The sequence below is a fragment of the Streptomyces sp. NPDC058751 genome, assembly GCF_042746485.1.
GTDB lineage: Bacteria > Actinomycetota > Actinomycetes > Streptomycetales > Streptomycetaceae > Streptomyces.
In genome coordinates this window covers 42770-61395 of sequence record NZ_JBHYPZ010000002.1, presented here as the reverse complement: position 1 = coordinate 61395, position 18626 = coordinate 42770, and the positions used below count along the sequence as shown (strand labels likewise).

Genomic DNA, 18626 nt, shown 5'->3' with positions numbered 1-18626 from the left:
CCTCGAAGCCGCTGTTCTCACGCACGCCCTTCACGGTCACCGGTCCCAGCGCAGGTGGAGCACGGCGACGTCGTCGGCGAGGCCGCCCTGTGTCTCGGCCAGTGCCTCGGCCCGGTCGATGAGTCCGTCGACGAACGCGGCCGGCGGCAGACCCGCCAGTTCACGGGCCATCGCCAGCAGTCCCTCCTCGCCCAGCCGCTCCGTTCCGCGGCCGACGCGCCCCTCGAAGAGGCCGTCGGTGAACAGCACCATCGCCGCGCCCTCCGGGAGCGCGAGTTCCTCCACGGGCCAGCGCGCCCCGCCGGGGATGATGCCGAGCGCAGGGCCGCCGGGGACCTCCAGCCACTCGACACCGCCGGTCCCGCACAGCAGGACGCCGTGATGGCCCGCGCGCACCATCCGGACGCGCCGCCGGCCGGGACCGACGCTGAGGATGACCAGGGTGGCGAAGACTCCGTTCCTGGCCCGCTCGGCCATGAGGATCTCCTCCAGCCGGGCCACCTGGTCGGCGCCGGTGACACCGCTGAGCACGAGGGTGCGCCAGGCTATGCGCAGCGCGACCCCGAGGGCCGCCTCGTCGGGGCCGTGCCCGGAGACGTCGCCGATCAGGGCGTGCACGGTGCCGTCGGCGCTCTGCACGATGTCGTAGAAGTCCCCGCCCAGCAGCGCGTGCGCGCGGCCGGGCCGGTACCGGGTCACGACCTCGACGCCGTCCCCGCGCAGCAGCGGGCGCGGCAGCAGCCCCCGCTCCAGGCGGGCGTTCTCCTGGGCCAGCATCTGGCTCGCCTGCAACGCGGCCGCGTCGCGTTCGGCCTGCTTGCGCTGGATCGCGTAGCGGACCGCCCGGCCGAACAGCTCGGGCTCGACCCGGCCCTTGACCAGGTAGTCCTGTGCGCCGGCGGCCACGGCGGCCAGACCTGTCCCCTCCTCGGCGAGTCCGGTGAGGACGACGACGGCGACGTGTTCGGCGCGCTCGCGCACCCTCGACACCGCTTCAAGGCCGTGCGCGTCCGGGAGGTGCAGGTCGAGCAGCACGCAGTCGGGGACCTCGGACGCGAGCACGTCGCAGGCCTCGGCCATCGAGCGCACCCAGCGCAGGCGCATGCCGAGTGCGCTGTCGGCGACCATCTCCTCCACGAGCAGCGCGTCGCCGGGGTCGTCCTCGACCAGCAGCACCGACGGCTCTTCCGTCCCCCAGGCCGCGGCGCGGTCCGGCTCGGGCGAAGCCACGCCGACGGTCCCGGGCTGCGACGTCATCATCGAATGAACCCCCACACCCGCCATCACCCCGCCGCTTCATGACGGACAACTCCGCGAGCATACTCATGCTCGTGTCAACGCACGTGGTGAGGACTTCCGTTCATGGTTCCGCGCTTCGGCCGGCGACGGTGGACCGCCTCGCACCGGGGAGGGGGACCGGCCCGTGCGGGTGCCGGTCCCCCTCCGGTGCCCGCGTGCCCCGGGCGGGCGCACCGGTGGAATTCCGTTGCCGTGCCGGACGGGCGGGGATCAGACTCGGCCCATGACCGACATGGGGGCGTTCCGGGAGACGATCACCGCGTGGGTGGCCGGTGGCCCCGGTGATCGCGCGCGCGAGCTGGCCGCGGAGCTGTCCGTGAAGACGGTCGTGCTGCTCGAGGGGCCGAGCGATCTCGCGGCGGTCGGCGCGCTCGCCGAGAGCCGCGGCCGGGACCTGGAGGCCGAAGGGGTCTGCGTCCTGGCGATGAACGGCGCCATGAGCGTGGGGCGCCACGCCCGTCTCCTCGGTCCGCAGGGCCTCGGCCTGCGCCTCACGGGACTGTGCGACGAGGCGGAACGGGGTTACTACGCCCGCGCCCTGGGCCAGGACGGTCCGGAGGGAGAGGGGGCGCGGCAGCGGGAGTTCTTCGTCTGCGCGGCGGATCTGGAGGACGAGCTCATCCGCGCGCTGGGCGTGTCCCGGGTGGAGGAGCTGATCCGGGAGGAGGGCGATCTGCGTGCCCTGCGGACCTTCGTCCGTCAGCCGGCCCAGCACGGCCGTTCCCCGCAGCGGCAGTTGAGGCGCTTCCTCGGTACGAAGAAGGGCCGCAAGATCCATTACGGCCGTGTCCTCGTCCGGGCTCTCTCCCCCGGCCAGGTGCCCGCGCCGCTCGAGGACCTGCTCGCCGCCGTGTGACCGCTGCGCACGGCCCGCCCGGAGGCGTCGGAGAACCGGCCGCGTCCCCGTCGGCCCACCTCCCCGTCGGCCCGCGTCCCCGCCGCCGGGCTCGTCGCCGCCCCTCCTCCGGGGCCGGGAAGGCCCTGGCCCGCGCGGGACGCGGCCGACCGGGGCACCGTTCCGGGTCCGGGGGCCGCCGCCCCTGCCGGGGCGCCCCCACCCGCCCCACGCACCACGCCGTGCACGACTTCGCGAAAGACGGGAAGTCGCGCTGACGGAATGTCACGATGGCCCGGGAACCCGTCCGGGCCCGCCCCCTCGCCCCTGTCGACCTCCGGCACAGCGCCCGCCCGTCCTCGGCCCGCTCCTCCCGTTCAACTCACCGGTCGCGGAAACCCGTTCCCCGCACCCCTTCTCCACTCCCCCGTACGCACACGACCGGTCGAGCCTCGGCAGCACGAACCGCCGTACCCCACGAGGCTCCGCCGGTCGGTCCACGGCATCGCCGGAACAGGAGTACGCCCATGCGCCTCTACGCCCAGACCCCAGCGCGCCGGGTCCGGCAGGTGGTCGCCGACCTGGTCGCCGTGGCACTGATCGCGGCCGCGGTGAAGTTCGCCCTGGTGGTCCACCACGCGATCATGCTGCTGGCCGAGCCGGGGCGGGAGGCCCAGAGCGCGGGCGACAGCCTCGCCGACGGTCTCGACGACGCCGGCGACGCGGCCTCGAAAGTGCCGTTCGTCGGGGACACCCTGAAGAAGCCGCTCCGGTCCGCCGCCGACGCCGCCACCGGTCTCTCCGACGCGGGACAGTCCCTGGAGGACCTGGTGGGCCGCGTGGCCCTGCTGGCCGCCATCGCCCTGATCGTCCTCTCGGTGGCCTTCGTCCTGGTGCTGTGGCTTCCGCCGCGCCTGCTCTGGATCCGGCGCAGCGCCACCACCCGCAGGCTCCTGGAGGCTCCCGGCGGCGCCGACCTGCTCGCCCTGCGCGCCCTGACCGGACCGCAGCGCCGCCTCGCCACGCTCCCCACCCCACCGGGCGGCCTCGCCGACGCCTGGCGCCGCGGAGACCAGCAGGTCATCGCGGACCTGTCCAGGCTGGCCCTCAGGCAGGCGGGCCTACGGCCGTGACGGGGGCACGGGGGCCGGACGGGGACGAGTCGGTCCTTCTCCGGGCAGGAGACCGTCGGCGGACACCCGGTGGCGGTGCGGACGCGTGCCCGGGGAGCCTCAGGTCAGTGGCTTGTGCATGACGATGCACGGGCGGCCGTACTGGCGGTCCTCGCGGCGGTCGATCTCCCGCCAGCCCAGGGAACTCCAGAAGGCCAGAGCCGCCGGGTTGTTCTCCAGGACCGCGAGCCTGACGCCGTCCCTGCCCTCGCGCCGGTACCGGTCTTCCGTCAGTCCGGCCAGACGCCTTCCGATCCGCCGCCGGTGAAGGCTCGCGCGCACCAGCAGCAGCCCGATCCAGGGGTGCCCGTCGACGGGATGGCGGTCGAGCAGGCACAGCAGGCCGACGATCCGGTCCCGTTCGTCGCGGGCGAGCAGGACCTCGCACCCCTCGGTGCCCGCCTCCTCCCGCAGGTCCGCCTCGATCCTGTCGGCCGGAAGGTGCTCGGGGTCGTACTCGCCGGCGGCACGGCAGTACTCCGGGTTGCTCGCGTAGAGGGCGACCACCTCGGCGGTCTCGTCCGGGGTGAAGCGGATCGGTGTGAGCGACAGCTGTGCCATGCGGGCAGGCTACGGCGCGTCCGCGGAGCCGCGTCGTCCGCCCGGCGGGCGAGCCCGGCGATCCCGGGTGCGGTGCCCTGCGGGGTGATGTGGCGCGGGTCACGTCCGTCCGTGTCACAGGGGGGCGGGCTGCCTCGTCTCAGGGGTCGTGACCACCGCCGAACAGAGGGAGCCCACCATGGAAGCGCGCCTGAACTACTTCGCCGACCCGACCGCCGGCAAGGCCCTCAAGCACCTGATGTCGGCCGGGAAGGCGCTGAAGGACTCGGCGTTGCCCGCCGCGACGCAGGAGCTGGTGTCGCTGCGGGTGAGCCAGATCAACGGATGCGCCGTCTGCATCGACATGCACACCAAGGAGGCCGCGGCCGCCGGCGAGACCCCGGTGCGGCTGCACCTGGTCGCGGCCTGGCGGGAGGCCACGGTCTTCACGGAGGCCGAGCGCGCCGCGCTGGCACTGGCGGAGGAAGGCACCCGGGTCGCGGACGCGGCCGAGGGGGTCAGCGACGAAGTGTGGGCGCACGCCGTCAAGCACTACGACGAGGCACAGCTCACGGCCCTGGTCATGCTGGTCTCCTTCATGAACACGGCGAACCGGCTGAACATCATCGCCCGGCAGCCGGCCGGCGACTACGAGCCGGGACAGTTCCACTGAACGAGCGCGGCGACGGGGCAGGGCGGGATCGACGGGAAGGGAGACCGGTGTGAACAAGGCCGAGGAGTTCGAGGAGCTGCGGGCGCTGCTGTTCTCGATCGCCTACCGGATCCTGGGCAGCGTGAGCGAGGCCGAGGACGCGGTGCAGGAGACCTGGCTCCGGTTCGACCGTTCCACGACCCCGCCCACCTCGGTCAAGGCCTTCCTGTCGGCCACGGTGACGCGGGTGTCGATCGACGTCCTGCGCTCGGCGCGCGTACGGCGGGAGCAGTACGCGGGTCCGTGGCTGCCCGAGCCGCTGCTGAGCGATCCGTACCAGGACCCTGAGCGCTCGGCGGAGCTGGCGGACTCCGTGTCGATGGCGGCCCTGCTCCTGCTGGAACGGCTCAGCCCGCTGGAGCGGTCGGTGTTCGTGCTGCGGGAGGTGTTCGCCTTCGGGTTCGACGAGATCGCCACGGCGGTGGGCCGTTCGGAGGCTGCGTGCCGGCAGTTGCTGGTGCGGGCGCGCCGCCACATGAAGGCCGGCCGGCCGCGGTTCGAAGCGGACCGCAAGGAGCGGCAGGAGCTGGCGGAGCGCTTCTTCGACGCGTTGCGGGACGGCGACGTGGACGCCTTGCGGAGTCTGCTGGCGGCCGACGTGCAGATGGTCGGGGACGGCGGGGGCAACGCCCCGAACCTGGCCCGGGCCGTGGTCGGCGCGGAGAAGGTGGCCCGGCTCCTGGCGTCCGTCTTCCCCGTGCTGGCCCGGATCGACGTGACCTTCGAGCCGCACGAGGTCAACGGCCAGCCCGGCGCGGTCTTCCGCGCCCCGGACGGCAAGATCCTGCACACGCTGGCCCTCGATGTGCTCGACGGTCGGATCCAGGCCATCCGCTCGGTGCTCAACCCGGACAAGCTCGGCCATCTGGGCCCGGTCGCCGACGCCTGGGCCGTCCACCGCGAGGTGAGGCAGGCCCGCCGTCGGACGGACTGACGCCGTCGGTCCGTCCGACGGCCGCTCCTCTCGCGCTGCGGGGCTGCGGGGCTGCGGGGCTGCGGCGGTCGTACGCGGGGACGGCGGGGACGGTCGTACGCGGGGACGGTGGCGGTTGAAGTCAAAACGATTCGCCGCGCCGATGGACACCGGCTAGCCTGCGCGACGTGAACGACCCCCGCGCGTCCCGCCGCCCCTCATGAGCCTGTCCCGAACCCTGATCGACGTCCGGCCGCTGCGTACCTCCCCGGCCTTCCGGCGTCTGCTGATCGGCCGGACCGTCTCCGTGCTCGGCAGCTTCATGACCATGGTCACCGTGATGTACCAGGTCTGGGACATGACGCACAGCACGGTGTGGACCGGCGCGGTGGGGCTGGCGCAGGCGCTGCCGATGGTGCTGTTCGGACTGTTCGCCGGTTCCTGGGCGGACCGCGGCGACCGCCGGCGGATCTTCCTGTTCGCGACCGTCGGTCAGGCGGTCTTCTCCCTGCTGCTCGCGGTGCAGGGCTTCACCGGGCACGTCCCGGTGGCGGGCGTGCTCGGCCTGGTCGCCGCGCAGTCCTGCTGCTCGGCGGTCGGGGGTCCCGCGGCGGGCGTGTTCGTGCCGAGGCTGCTGCCGAAGGACCAGGTGGCGGCCGGACTGGCGCTCCAGCAGGTCACCGGTCAGGCCATGATGCTCACCGGTCCGGCCCTCGGCGGCGTCGTGCTCGCCTGGGCGGGCATCGGACCGTGCTACCTCGTCGACGCCCTGTCGTTCGGGCTCGCGTTCTACGGCGCGTTCGGGCTGCCCGCTCTGCCGCCCGCGGGCGAACCGTCCCGGGCCGGGCTGCACGGGGTGCTGGACGGCCTCCGCTTCCTGGCCGGTCACCGGGCGGTACGCGGTGCCCTGATCACCGATCTGGCCGCCACCGTGCTCTCGATGCCGACGAGTCTGTTCCCGCTGGTCAACGCCGAACGCTTCGGCGGCAGTCCCCGCACCCTCGGACTGTTCCTGTCCGTGCTCGCCGTCGGCGGCGTCGCCGCGTCCGCGCTGTCCGGGCCGATCACGCGGCTGGGGCGTCCCGGAGCGGTGATGCTCTGCGGGGCGGGGCTGTGGGGCGTGGCGCTCGCGGCCTTCGGCCTGGTGCGTGACCCGTGGGCCGGGCTCGTGCTGCTGGCCCTCGCCGGGGCCGGTGACGCCGTCTCGGTGATCTCGCGCAGCACGATCGTCCAGACCCACACACCGGACGCCCTGCTGGGCCGGGTGACGGCGGCCGAGCAGATCGTCGGCCAGGCTGGCCCCCACCTCGGCAACCTGCGCGGTGGTGTCGTCGCGGGCTGGACCTCCGGGGTGACCTCCCTGGTCAGCGGCGGTCTCCTCTGTCTGTTCGCGGTTCTGTGGGTCGGCGCGAGGACCCCGGAGCTGCGCGGCGGATCCGTGCCCGAGGCCGGCGCCGGTCCCGCACCGCTCAAGCCCGTGGACGTCCCCGTACCGGACGCTTCGTGACCGGACGCGCCGTGACCGGTGGGGTCGTACGCCATGGAGCCGTTCCGCCCCACCGTGCCTCCGGCGCGCCGGACCGGAACGTGCCCGGCCCGGCGCGCCTGGACGAGCGGCTCGCCGCCGTGGTGCTCCGTGTCACCTGGGCCGTTTGCCGGCCGGCGGGAACGCGAGACCGGTCGGGGTGCTGAGACCGGAGACGGGAAGCGTGACCTGTCCGCCGCCGGTCTCCTCGACCCGTACGACCCGGTTGCCGAGACCGTCGGCCACGTAGAGACCGCCGCGGCCGTCCAGGGCGAGGCCCAGCGGATCGTTCAGTCCGGTGGTGGGCACCGTGCTCTGCGTACCGCTGCCCGCGGCCACCTTCACGACGCGGTCGTTGCCGCTGTCGGAGATGTAGAGGTCCCCGGCGGCGTTCAGGGCGAGGCCGGTCGGCTGGGACAGGCCGGTCGTGGGGACGGTGGTCTGGCCGCTGCCGTCCGCGGCGACCTTGACCACGCGGTCGTTGACGAAATCGGAGACGTACAGGTCCCCGCCGGTGCCCAGGGCCAGGCCCCAGGGGTGGAGCAGCCCCGTGGTGGGGACGGTGGTCTGCCCGCTGCCGTCGGAGGGGATCTTCACGACGCGGTCGTTGAAGCTGTCGGCGACGTAGAGGGTGTCGTGGGCGTCGACGGCGAGGCCCAGCGGGCGCGAGAGGCCGACGGTGGGGACGGTGGACTGCGCGCCTCCCTTCTCCTCCAGTTTCACCACTCTGTTGTTGCCCGTGTCGGAGATGTAGAGGTCGCGGGCGGTGTCCCACGCCAGACCGGTCGGACGTACGACACCGTCGAGGGGGACCGTCGTCTGGCCCTCGCCCGTCGCCGGGAGTCTCACCACACGGTTGTTGCCGTAGTCGGAGACGAACAGCGGGGGTCTGGCCGGTGAGGGGCCGTTCTCCCGGGCCGCGCCCGCCGGTCCGGCCGGCAGTGCGCAGAGCACGAGGGCTCCCGTGACCGCTGCCAGCCGTCGCGCCCACCCCGCACGGCTGCCGGCCGGTGCGGACTTGCGTGTTCGTGCCTGCGTCGCCCTGTGCCTCACGATTCGCCCATCTGTTCTCGGCGGCCGGCGCGTGGCCGGGCCGTCTGCGGAAACCGTCGCCGCCGGGCCGGCGGCATGATCGATGCCTTCCCCCGTCCCACGGCGCATCCCACCGCCGTCGCCCGCTCGGCCGACCGCCGGAGTTCCGGCCGCGCGTGCGACAGCCCCCTCGTCGTCGCCGGGACGGCACGAACGCGCGGCGAACGAGTGCCGCGGCGATGAGTTCGGGGCGGCCGACCGGTCGTCATCAGAACGAGGAAGGGAGTTCCGCCATGCCGACCCAGGAACCCGCGAAGCGGCCCGCCACCGAGCTCGACGCCCGCTACAGCTCGGCGCTCCGTCCCCGCCCGGGAGCCGCGGACGTCACCGCCACCGAGTGGGACGAGGCCCGGCGGAGGGTGGAGGCGGCCGAGATCTTCTGGGTGTCGACCGTACGGCCCGACGGCAGGCTGCACGTCACGCCCGTGATCGCCGCCTGGCACGACGGGGTGCTGTACTTCTCCACCGGCCCGGGCGAGCAGAAGGCGAGGAACCTCGCCCACGACAGGCACTGCGCGCTGACCACCGGCGGGAACTCGCTCACCGAGGGACTCGACCTCGTGATCGAGGGCGAGGCCGTACCGGTCGCCGATCCAGCCGTCCTGGAAGAGGTGATCACGGCGTACGAAACGAAGTACGGACCGCACATCACCTCCCCGGAAGGCACCTTCCACGGGATCGGGGACGCGTTCCGGAAGGGGGACGCGACGATGTACGCGGTATCCCCGACCACCGCTTACGGCTTCGGGCGCGACGACGGGGTCTTCACGCACACGCGGTGGACGTTCTGAGCGGTCTGCCCGCCGGCCCGCCGGACGGTCCGCTCGCCGGACCACCGGCCCGGGTCGTTCAGGTCACGATCCACGCCTCGTCCGACGACTCGAGCCACCCGACGCGGACGGCGCCGTCGCCGACCTCCTCGACCGCGAGGTCGGTCAGGGAAAAGCCGTCCGGCACCGTCAGGTCCGGCAGCCGCAGCCTGTGGAGCAGTTTTCCGCTGTGCGCGTCCAGGACGAGCAGGTCGGCCTGAAGATCCCGGTCCTCGTCCTCTTCGAGGACCGTCGAGTTCTCCACGACGTAGACCCGCCCGTCGGCGATCCTGGCCCATCCGTAGGAACGGCCCGCCGCGGCCCGGCGCTTCCAGGCACGCTCGCCGACCCGTGTGTCGTAGGCCGTGAGGACGGTGCCGTGGGCACTGTCCGGCGGTTCCGCGCCCCCGTCGGAGATGACGACGCCGTCCTGTGCGCCCATGGGAAACCATTCGTCGCTGGTGAATTCGGCCCGCGGTTCGGCACCCCGCCTGTCGACGTCCAGCACCTGGACGCGGGCCGCTTCGCCCGGCCATCCGGTGTCCGTGGGGGCGACGGCGACCAGGGTGTGGTCGTCGGCCTTGTAGAGCTCCTGCTGGACGGCACGCTTCCACAGCACGGCGCCGGTGCGGTTGTCGACGCCGATCGCGACGCCGCCCGGCTCGTCCGAGTTCCCGCAGTTCAGCTCGACGACGGTCAGCCGCTCCGGCAGGTCGTGGACCACCCAGGGCGTGGAGTCCTCACAGGACCGGGGTTGCCCCAGCCTCCACAGCTCGTCCCCGCTGTGCTCGGAGAAGGCGGCGACCCCGCCCGGAGTCTGCGCGACGACCTGGCCCGCGCCGATGTGCAGCCTCTGGAAGCCGTGCTGCGGGAAATCGGTGCTCCACCGTACGTTCCCGGTGCGCAGGTCGATGCCCACCAGCCGCCCGTCGTCGAACCAGGCCGCCACCGTGTCGTCCGACACCTCGGCCGACGGTATGCCGGCGTCGTCGTCGCGCCGTTTGTAACGCCAGTACTCCTTGCCCGTACGCACGTTCAGGGCCTTGACACCGGAGTAGATGACGTCGACCGCCAGTCCGTGGACGAGCGCTTCCGGGTGGTAGGACCGGTGCGCGACATGCGCCGGTGCGGTCGGGGCCTCCGGCCCCAGCGCCGCGGGAAACGGCCCCTGACTGCCGGTGACCAGGTCCCGTTCCGTGTACCACTCGATCAAGGAGCGCAGCACGAGAACGACCAGCAGGGCCACCAGGACCATCCTGGCGCGCCGCGCCGCCGCCGGGTCCGGTTCCCCCAGCAGACGCATCTCTCCTGCCACCCGCACTCCCCCACCGTCAACCGGCAGACCCCACGGTCCGTCGGCCCGGTGATCTTCTCGTCCCGCCTCCGGAAAGGACAAGGGCCGAGAACAGGGGAAAACCCGGCTCAGCCCGTCCGGCGGGCGATCTGGTCGTCCAGCGCGGCGCGGAGCCAGTCGTGGACGGCGCCCGGTGTCGGTTCGGGGGAGGCCGTGATCTCGGCGGTGAGACTCCAGTAGTGGTCGATACGGGGGTCCGCGGCGAGCTGCCTGCCGAGTCCGCGGCGGAAGGCGGGCGTGTCCCGCGTGTCACGGGAACGGGCATAGGCGGACACGAAGCAGTCGAGCGCCTCGCCCGCGCGCGGTGACCGCTTCGCACGCAACTGCGGCGACGCCAGCGCGTAGGCCTCGACGAGACCGTCGTAGAGCACGGCCGGACGGCCGCCGTCGGGCTGGTGTGCCGTGGGCCGGCAGTCGTCCGTGCCGTGACAGGGCGCGGTGACGAAGGCGTGCAGCCGGGCGAAGGCCAGCACCTGGGCCGGTGTCGGGCTGTCGGGGAGCTGTGGAACGGAGTGTTCGACGATCGAGGAGACGAGCCGGGCCGGGAGCCTCGGCGGCAGCCAGCGCCGCCAGAAGCGCGCCAGTGGCGCGGTGCTGGGCGGGACGGACACCGCGCCGATCAGCCGCAGTCGGGCGGCGCGCTCCTCGGGGGCACAGTCCTGGACGAGTCGGAGGGCCGCCTCCTGCCAGCGCAGGGCGGTGAGCCGCGAGCCGATCTGCCGCAGCTGCCCCGCGACGACGTCCTCCAGCGTGTCGTCCTGGTCGAGGACCCGTTCCACCTCGGGAACCGGCAGGTCGAGGGTGCGCAGCGAGCGGATCAGGTGCAGCCGGTCGAGCGCCTCGGGGCCGTAACGGCGGTGGCCGCCGGAACTGCGGGCGCCCTCGGGCAGCAGACCCCGGTCCGAATAGAAGCGGACGGTCTTGACGGTGACTCCGGCGCGCTCGGCGAGCTCTCCGATGCTCCACATGGTGTCGGGGGACACGGACTTGGACCTCCCTCGGCGGAGTCCCCACCGTACCGGCGAGCGCGGGGCGCCGGTACGAGCCGGTCGCCGCTTGCGCCCGGGAGTCACGGAGCCGCGGAGCCCGCGTGGCGCGGAGCCCGCGTGGCGCGGAGCCCGCCTGGTGCCGCCGTCCCGGCATGGTTCTGGTTCCCACAAACCGGCCGGGCCGTCCGCGTCACTTCCGGGTCTGCTCCGAGAGCGCCCGGGTGAACGGGGTGACGGGGCGCTCCAGGCGTTCGCCGTCCACGGTGATGTCGACCGCCTCGTTGTAGAAGGCCATGAGGTCCTTGACCGTGCCCACCGCGGGCAGCGGATCCGGGTAGCTCCAGAGGACGTTCGCCGGGACGGCGGCTCCGCGCCGCCACGACCAGTAGTCGGCCGTGCCCTTGTAGGGGCAGCCGGTGTGGTGGGCGGTGGGGACGAAGAGTTCCGTGCGGACGTCCTCGCGCGGGATGTAGAACCGCGTCGGCAGCCCCGTCTCGAAGAGCAGGACCGGGCGGACGGTGTCGGCGACGAGGGTGCCGTCGATCTCGACCCGCACATGACGGCTGCTCGCCATGGCGTCCACCCGTTTGTGCGGGTCGCGCGGGTGGACGAAGATCTCTTCCTCCTCCTCGTACCAGCGGTCCAGGCCCCGGCCGACGCGGCTGTACCACTCGAAGGCGATGTGTCCGGCCAGGTCGGCGGCGGGGAACGTCCAGGCCGCGTTCTCCATGAGCTCGCCGTCGAGATCGAGGTCGTAGAAGATCCGCGAGCCGGTGTGCGTCCCCGTCGCGGGGTTCCTCGCGGGCCGGAGCAGGTCCTCGCGGACGTCCTCGCGCGGGAAGGCGTACAGCGGCACCGGTACCTCCGGCTCCCACACGAGGACGGGGTGCCTGCTGTCCACGACGGTCACCTCGCCGCGCCGGCCGCGCACCCAGCGCTCGCCGGGTTCCCACAGAAGCCCCTCCGGGGTGGTCCGGACGGCTCGCGCGGTGGGGAATGTGGTCATGTCCGGTTCTCCTTCGGATCGCCCGGGCGGTGACTCGGGCAAGACGGCCACGGTCGTCCTCACCCCCGCGAGCCGTCCCGGCGGGGCCGCTCGGGCCGCACAGGCGACGACCGTATCCAGTCATCCGGCCCGGCGCTCACAGGTCTGCTTTTATCCGACTTGTTCAGCATCATATAGCCCACCGCGATGTCGCCTTCGGATGGTTCTCCGTGCACGCCAAGCCCGGGTTTGGCATATTGCGTACGGAGGCTGACCACGCCGCCGTCCTGGATCGGCACCGTCCTGCACAGAGCGAAGAACGCTGACACGAAGCCGCAGGCTTCTCGCACTTCCTGGGGAGAACAGTGCGCAAGGTAAGGGTCATGCGTCGTCTCGTCGACGAGCTGGTCGCCGGTGTCGGACTGCCGGTCCCCGCGGAGCCGGACGCTCTGTTCGACGCCTTGATCCGCGTGGTCGGCGCGAAGACGGGACGGGAACTCCTCGTTCTCCGGAAGGAGTTCCCGCACCGGACGGCCAGTGGTCTCTGGCTCGATCTGCCCGACCTCGACGTCATCGTGATCGACGAGCGAGCGACCCCGCTCCATCAACTGGCCATCTTCTTCCACGAGGTCTGGCACCTGCTCGACGGTGCGTGCGGCAATCACACTGTCGGCCAGTCCCTGGCCACCCGGATGCTGGCCACCCGACCGGATCTGCCCGAGCTGGACGAAACCGTGCGCAGGGTGGCCGCGCGCACCGAGTTCAAGCACAGCGAGGAAAGGGCCGCCGAGATGTTCGGCCTGCTGGCGACCACACGGTTCCGCGTCTGGCTGGAGAGCGAACCCGGCAGTGTGCCGACGGGGCACAGTGACATCGCCGGACGCATCAATGCGTCACTGGGAAACCGTCGCCGACAGGTCTGACTCGTGGACTCCTTCGACTACTACATACCTGCCGCCGCTCTGTGGACCTGCTTCGCCGTGAAACTTCCGGATCTGCGGAGAGCCTGGCGTGACCCGCTCGTCCGGTCGGTCTGCGTCGTCATCGCCGTGGGAGGCGCGGGATTCTTCTTCGCAGCGCCCCCGACGATCGCCGCGGTGAACGACATCAGCGGGATCCCGAACGCCTCGTCTCTGCTGGTGTACATCATCATCAGCGGGTTCAGCGCCTCCTGCCTGCTGCTGATCGTTCACTGGCGCGGTGGCTCGCCCGAGCACGTACGGCGGGTCTCGAGATACTGGCTCCTTGGATACACACTGGTCATCGCCGCCCTGGTCGTTCTGTTCGGCCTGGGTGACGCTCCGGTGGAGCGCCGCACCGACTTCGACACGTACTACGCGTCAGCGCCGTACATCGGCGAGATGATCATGTTGTACCTGCTGGCGCACATGACCGCCGCCCTCGTCACCACCATGATGTGCTGGCGCTGGGCTCTTCAGGTCCACGGCTGGCTGCGCGCCGGCCTGTGGATCCTGTGTGTCGGCTGGCTGCTGAATCTCTCCTTCAGCAGCCTCAAGCTGACCGCGGTGGCCGCTCACAGGAGCGGGCGGGACTGGGACGTGCTCAGCACCACCCTTTCACCCCTCTTCTCCGCCATGGCCGCTCCTTTCGCCATCGTCGGATTCCTGCTGCCTCTGGTAGGTCCCTGGGCGGTCACCACCGGCCGGACTCTCGCCGCCTACATACGACTCGGGCCGTTGTGGAGCGAACTCAGCGAAGCCAGCCCCGGCACGTCCCTGGCCGCGCCCATCCGCTGGTACGCCTCGCCCCAGGTCCACCTGACCCGACGCGAGGCAGGCATCCAGGACGGGCTGAGCCTCGTACGTCCGCAGCTCGACGACGACGTCCGCGCACGCGCGCAGTCGGCCGCCGAAGCCGCTGGCAGTACCGTTCCGGAAGCCGTTCTCATCGGTCAGGCAGCGATGATCCGCGCAGCCTCGCAGGCGACGCGCCAGGGCCGCACCCGTACACCGCGTGTTCCCGGAGACTCCGCTGTCCCGACCGCGCGCGCCGCTCTCGTGGGGGTGTCTCGCGCCCTGCACAGCTCACCCGTCGCGGCCGCGGTCCGCACGGATTCGGCCGTGTCGTCCCGTCCTGCGGTCGAACACGTCGAGGATGGCGAGAAATCACCCACATGAGCCCATCCGCCATCCCGGCTCCGGGGCCCGGCCAGTCCGCCACGAGCCTGCACCTGTGCCCTGTCCGGAAGGGCCGTGAGCGATGAACGGCAGCGACTTGGTGTTCTACGTCCCCGGTGCGATCCTGCTGATCGCCGTCGCGATCAAAGTCCCCTCGTCGAGGGCGACGTGGCGGGACCCCGCGGTCATGCCCAGCACCGCGATCCTGCTGATCGGCTCCGCCGTCTGCGTGCTGTCCGCACCCCCGACGATCACCGCGGTCAACGCCTTCACAGGGATATCCAACTTCTCCGGACCGCTGGTGTACTGCGGCATGTCTGCGCTGAGCGCCTCCTACCTCGTCCTGATGATCGCGTGGCGGGGCGGGCCCCTCCCGGGACTCAAGCGGCGGATGCTCCTGGTCGTGGCCCTCTACACGTTGGTGATCATCGGGATCGTGGTGCTCTTCGCACTGGCCGACGCGCCCGTCGAGCGGACACGGGACCTGGACACCTACTACGCCAATACGCCGTACATGCGCGAAATGATCCTGCTGTATCTGGCGTTCCACACCCTCGCCACCATCATTCTGACGGGCATGTGTCTCGGCTGGCTCCGGGTGGTCACCGGGATCACGCACACCGGTCTGACCCTGATCGTCATCGGCAGTTGCTTCGACCTGTCCTACCAAGCGATGAAGTACACCTCCATGGCGGCCCGCTGGACCGGACGTGACTGGGACTATCTCAGCACCGACGTGTCGCCGCCGCTGGTCGCGATCGCCGGCGTCCTTGTCGCCACCGGCTTCGCGCTGCCCCGCCTCGGCCCTCCTGTCGTGGACAACGTACGCGCCTGGAACCGTTACCGGCTCCAGAAACCGCTCTGGGCGGAACTGCGCGGGCTTCGCGGTTCCGTGACGGCCGAGTTCCGCTGGTGGACCTCTCCCGTGGTGCGCCTGACCCAGCAGGAGATCACGATCCTGGACGGCGTGCTGGCCTGCGGGCCCTACCTGGACATGGAGATCCGTGACGCCGCCTACTCCGAGGCACTTCGCCAGTCGGTCCCCCCAGCAGACTCCGGCCCTGTGCCGAGGATGCTCGACTGGTGGACGAGGATCCGCACGCGGCAACCGCTGCTCTCACCTCGTTCCGCCGCCCCGGGCCCTCATCAGGTCACCGGCACGCACCAGTCGGTACTGGAGGACGCGAGGGTGGTGGCGGACGCCGCCATGCTGGCCGCGGCCCGCATCCGCGTGACGGCTCGTCACCACAGCTGCCGCACGTCCGAGGTGCGTCTGCTCGAAACAATGGAGAGACCCCACACGAGGGTCAAGCTCGCCCGGGCCATCGAGACCTCACCCATCGTCGCGGCAGCCCGTCGGCGCGCGGCCCTGCAGGACGTGCCCCACGAGTGATCCCAACGTCCTTGGACGCGAAGGTACGTTGTCCTACCGCAGTTCGAACTCCGGTGCCTCTGAAAGTAATCGCCTGTCAGGAGCCTTCACGGCCGGACGGCCGCCAGAAAGGGTGCTTCCGCCAATGCCCGAGAGAACGTCTGGCCGTCAGCCTGCCGCTCTCGTGATCGGAGGAGGTATGACCGGCATGCTCGCGGCAGCCGTACTCTCCGACCACGCGGACGTCACGGTCATCGAGTCCGATGCCCTGCCCCGACTGCCTGCCCCACGCAAAGGACTGCCTCAGGCCCGCCATGCCCACCTGCTGTGGTCAGGCGGGGTGCGAGCCTTGGAGGACCTTCTGCCCGGCATCACGGATCAGCTCGTGACACGCGGTGCCCGCCGCGTGCCGATCATGTCGGGCATGGTCAGCAAGGCGCCCTCCGGACAGTGGTTCAGACGGTTCGAGAACGCCCACCACGTCAACCTCGCGGGCAGCCGTGACCTGCTCGACTCGACGATCCGCGCCCAAGTCCTCCAGCGGCACCGCGTGACCGTACGCGAGCGGACCGAACTCCTCGCTCTCGAAGGCAACGCCGACCACGTGACCGGGGTACGCGTACGCGACGCGGAGGGAGTACAGACCCTCTTGGCCGACCTGGTCATAGATGCCACCGGACGCGCCAGCCGTGCACCGGTCTGGCTGACCGGCCTCGGTCTGCCGCCGGTGCAGGAGAAGGTGGTCGACGCCGGCGTGGGCTATGCGAGCCGGATCTACCGGGCTCCCGCCTCCACCGGCGAGGATTTCCCCATCGTCAACGTGCAGGCGGACCCCACGCGGCCACCGGGCAGGGGCGGCATCATCCTCCCCATCGAGGAGGGTCAGTGGCTCGTAACCCTCTCCGGCAGCAGAGGAGGCCAACCCAGCCGCGACAACGCCGAGTTCGTGCCCTTCGCCCGCTCTCTTCCCCACCCCGTCATCGGAGATCTCCTCGCCAAGGCGGAACCGCTCACCGACGTCGTCACCACCCGCAGCACGGCCAACAAACGCCGGTACTTCGAGAAGTTGCCCAGCTGGCCGGCCGGCTTCACCGTCCTGGGGGACGCCATCGCCGGATACAACCCCGTTTACGGACATGGTCTGACGGCTGCCGCACAGGGCGTCCTCGCGCTCAAGAAGGTGCTCGCGAGGCATGACATCGGCTCCCCGGAAACGGCCAGGCGTATCCAGCGTCGCGCTGCACGCCCCGTGGGGCAGGCCTGGGACCTGGCCGTGGGCCAGGACGCCCTCTACCCGGGCGCCACGGACAAGACGCCCAGCAGACTGGAACGGGCCGCTGCGACGTTCATCGACCGCGCCGTCGACGCCGGGGCACGCAACCCCCACGCCTTGCGGGTGCTCCTGGACGTCATGAGCATGGAGCGGCCACCGGCCCGGCTCCTCGCGCCCGACATGCTCTTTCGTGTCTTCCTCGGCCGGAAAGAACCTCTGCTGGACGGTCCCCCGTTGACGGAGAACGAACGAAAAGCCGCGGGTCTCTGACCAACCCCGCGCGTTAGTGTGATCATCATGGGTGACTGGGAGCTTCGGCCTGCGTCGGTCCGGGACGTCGAGGCGGTGGCCGAGTTGCGGGCCGTCGTGATGCGGGCGGATCTGGAGCGGCTCGGACGTTACGACCCGCACCGTGTGCGCCAGCGTCTGCGGGACGCGTTCGACCCGGGCCACACGTGGGTGATCGAGGTCGGTGGCGCGTTCGCCGGGGCGGTGGCCCTGCGGCCGGCGGAGGACTGCCGGTGGTTCGAGCACTTCTACCTGGCGCCCCGCCTCCAGGGGCGCGGCATCGGCTCGGGCGTGCTGGGCGAGCTGCTGGAGCGGTGCGACCGCGCCGGTGTCCCGGTCCGGTTGAACGTACTGCGGGGCAGCCCGGCCCGGCGGCTGTACGAGCGGTACGGGTTCACCACCGAGTCCGAGGATCCGGTGGACGTGTTCATGGTGCGCGAGCCCGTGCCGGTGAGCGAACCCGTGCCGGTGAGCGAACCCGTGCCGGTGAGCGAGCCCGTGCCGGTGAGCGAGCCCGTGCCGGTGAGCGAACCCGTGCCGGTGGGCGAACCCGGCTGACGGGCGCCGGGACGGTCGACGGGACGCAGGGCGCTGGTCACGTGCCCTGTCCCGGCCGTCCTTCCGGTGCGGGAACGTGCCTTTCGGCTCCCCCTCAGTAGGGCCGACCGGCCCTACTCGGTCCCGGCGCGGGAGGAGAGGATTGATGGATGTCCCAGGAAGACACGTTTCACGAACTCGACCGGCAGGAGTGCTTCCGCCTCCTGGCGAAGGTCCCGGTCGGCCGCGTGGTGTACACCCGGCAGGCCCTGCCCGCGGTCCTCCCGGTCAACTTCTGTCTGGACACGGACGACTCCGTCCTGTTGTGCACCTCGTCGGGCTCCGACCTCGTCCGCGCGATCGACCGCGTCGTGGTCGCCTTCGAGGCGGACGAGTTCGACGCGGAGACGCGGTCCGGCTGGAGTGTGGTCGTCACCGGGCGGGCCACCGTCGTGACCGACCGCGCGGAGCACGAACGGCTGTCTCAGGGCGGCCCGACCTCCTGGATGCCGCTGCGGAACGCGGTGTTCGTACGGATCGAGTCGGAGATGGTCACCGGCCGGGAGCTCAAGGGACCCGCCTGACGCGGCGGGGACCCGTCCGACCCGACGGGGACCCGTCTGACGCGGTGCCCCGGCGCGGGTCCCGCCGACGGGGCTCCCCAGGCCGCCGGGATCCCGTCGGCCGGTTCCCGGACACGCCGTCTCCGGCCCCGTTTCACCGCCGTCGGGACCCCGCCCGGTCGGCCTCCCCGCCGACCGGGTCCCGTCCACGCCGTCTCCTTGCCGACCGG

General features: G+C 71.8%; 18 protein-coding genes. 12 read left to right on the top strand and 6 right to left on the bottom strand.

Annotation, left to right across the window (positions count from 1 at the left end; all coding sequences use genetic code 11):
• Nucleotides 1–36: 36 nt before the first annotated feature.
• Nucleotides 37–1260, bottom strand: coding sequence for a PP2C family protein-serine/threonine phosphatase (locus tag ACFW6B_RS02470; RefSeq protein ID WP_386591447.1), 1224 nt, complete (start codon nucleotides 1258–1260; stop codon nucleotides 37–39).
• 262 nt (nucleotides 1261–1522) lie between these two features.
• Here ACFW6B_RS02470 and ACFW6B_RS02465 point away from each other — a divergent pair, with 262 nt between their 5' ends.
• Both ACFW6B_RS02465 and ACFW6B_RS02460 read left to right on the top strand, forming a co-directional pair.
• Nucleotides 1523–2155: a TOPRIM nucleotidyl transferase/hydrolase domain-containing protein gene (locus tag ACFW6B_RS02465; RefSeq protein WP_386591446.1), complete on the top strand. Its 633-nt coding sequence runs from the start codon at nucleotides 1523–1525 to the stop codon at nucleotides 2153–2155.
• Between the two features lie 506 nt (nucleotides 2156–2661).
• Complete coding sequence (locus ACFW6B_RS02460; RefSeq protein WP_386591445.1) at nucleotides 2662–3267, top strand: hypothetical protein; 606 nt, start codon at nucleotides 2662–2664, stop codon at nucleotides 3265–3267.
• 99 nt (nucleotides 3268–3366) lie between these two features.
• On the opposite strand, the gene ACFW6B_RS02455 is transcribed toward ACFW6B_RS02460, so the two are convergent.
• Nucleotides 3367–3867, bottom strand: coding sequence for a GNAT family N-acetyltransferase (locus tag ACFW6B_RS02455; protein WP_386591444.1), 501 nt, complete (start codon nucleotides 3865–3867; stop codon nucleotides 3367–3369).
• Nucleotides 3868–4045: 178 nt separating this feature from the next.
• On the opposite strand from ACFW6B_RS02455, the gene ACFW6B_RS02450 reads away from it, so the two are divergent.
• From ACFW6B_RS02450 to ACFW6B_RS02440, 3 genes are all read left to right on the top strand, one after another.
• Entirely contained in the window at nucleotides 4046–4519 is a 474-nt protein-coding gene (locus ACFW6B_RS02450) for a carboxymuconolactone decarboxylase family protein (protein ID WP_386591443.1), read from the top strand.
• A 49-nt stretch (nucleotides 4520–4568) separates the two neighbouring features.
• Complete coding sequence (locus ACFW6B_RS02445) at nucleotides 4569–5492, top strand: RNA polymerase sigma-70 factor (protein ID WP_386591442.1); 924 nt, start codon at nucleotides 4569–4571, stop codon at nucleotides 5490–5492.
• Nucleotides 5493–5691: 199 nt separating this feature from the next.
• Nucleotides 5692–6978, top strand: a complete 1287-nt coding sequence (locus ACFW6B_RS02440; RefSeq protein WP_386591441.1) for an MFS transporter — start codon at nucleotides 5692–5694, stop codon at nucleotides 6976–6978.
• Between the two features lie 132 nt (nucleotides 6979–7110).
• Here the strand turns inward: ACFW6B_RS02440 and ACFW6B_RS02435 are convergent, their stop codons facing one another.
• Nucleotides 7111–7950, bottom strand: coding sequence for a hypothetical protein (locus ACFW6B_RS02435; RefSeq protein WP_386591440.1), 840 nt, complete (start codon nucleotides 7948–7950; stop codon nucleotides 7111–7113).
• 371 nt (nucleotides 7951–8321) lie between these two features.
• On the opposite strand from ACFW6B_RS02435, the gene ACFW6B_RS02430 reads away from it, so the two are divergent.
• A complete protein-coding gene (locus ACFW6B_RS02430) occupies nucleotides 8322–8879 on the top strand; it encodes a pyridoxamine 5'-phosphate oxidase family protein (RefSeq protein ID WP_386591438.1) in 558 nt (185 codons plus the stop codon).
• 58 nt (nucleotides 8880–8937) lie between these two features.
• Here the strand turns inward: ACFW6B_RS02430 and ACFW6B_RS02425 are convergent, their stop codons facing one another.
• The 3 genes from ACFW6B_RS02425 to ACFW6B_RS02415 all read right to left on the bottom strand — a co-directional run bounded on the left by ACFW6B_RS02425 (nucleotide 8938) and on the right by ACFW6B_RS02415 (nucleotide 12246).
• A complete protein-coding gene (locus ACFW6B_RS02425) occupies nucleotides 8938–10212 on the bottom strand; it encodes a PQQ-binding-like beta-propeller repeat protein (RefSeq protein ID WP_386591437.1) in 1275 nt (424 codons plus the stop codon).
• 107 nt (nucleotides 10213–10319) lie between these two features.
• Nucleotides 10320–11219 carry a MerR family transcriptional regulator gene (locus ACFW6B_RS02420; RefSeq protein WP_386591707.1) on the bottom strand — a complete coding sequence of 300 codons (900 nt, stop codon included), beginning with the start codon at nucleotides 11217–11219 and terminating at the stop codon, nucleotides 10320–10322.
• 211 nt (nucleotides 11220–11430) lie between these two features.
• Nucleotides 11431–12246, bottom strand: coding sequence for a DUF427 domain-containing protein (locus tag ACFW6B_RS02415; RefSeq protein ID WP_386591436.1), 816 nt, complete (start codon nucleotides 12244–12246; stop codon nucleotides 11431–11433).
• Between the two features lie 362 nt (nucleotides 12247–12608).
• Here ACFW6B_RS02415 and ACFW6B_RS02410 point away from each other — a divergent pair, with 362 nt between their 5' ends.
• The 6 genes from ACFW6B_RS02410 (at nucleotide 12609) to ACFW6B_RS02385 (ending at nucleotide 18417) form a co-directional block, all read left to right on the top strand.
• Nucleotides 12609–13148: a toxin-antitoxin system, toxin component gene (locus tag ACFW6B_RS02410; protein WP_386591435.1), complete on the top strand. Its 540-nt coding sequence runs from the start codon at nucleotides 12609–12611 to the stop codon at nucleotides 13146–13148.
• Between the two features lie 3 nt (nucleotides 13149–13151).
• Nucleotides 13152–14363 (top strand): MAB_1171c family putative transporter, encoded by a 1212-nt coding sequence (locus ACFW6B_RS02405; RefSeq protein ID WP_386591434.1) that lies wholly within the window; start codon nucleotides 13152–13154, stop codon nucleotides 14361–14363.
• Between the two features lie 82 nt (nucleotides 14364–14445).
• The gene (locus ACFW6B_RS02400; protein ID WP_386591433.1) at nucleotides 14446–15756 is read left to right on the top strand and encodes a hypothetical protein; all 1311 of its coding nucleotides are present in this window, start codon (nucleotides 14446–14448) and stop codon (nucleotides 15754–15756) included.
• A 124-nt stretch (nucleotides 15757–15880) separates the two neighbouring features.
• Nucleotides 15881–17278: an FAD-dependent oxidoreductase gene (locus ACFW6B_RS02395; RefSeq protein WP_386591432.1), complete on the top strand. Its 1398-nt coding sequence runs from the start codon at nucleotides 15881–15883 to the stop codon at nucleotides 17276–17278.
• A gap of 27 nt (nucleotides 17279–17305) precedes the next feature.
• Entirely contained in the window at nucleotides 17306–17854 is a 549-nt protein-coding gene (locus ACFW6B_RS02390; RefSeq protein ID WP_386591431.1) for a GNAT family N-acetyltransferase, read from the top strand.
• Nucleotides 17855–18003: 149 nt separating this feature from the next.
• Nucleotides 18004–18417, top strand: coding sequence for a pyridoxamine 5'-phosphate oxidase family protein (locus ACFW6B_RS02385; protein ID WP_386591430.1), 414 nt, complete (start codon nucleotides 18004–18006; stop codon nucleotides 18415–18417).
• Nucleotides 18418–18626 lie beyond the last annotated feature (209 nt).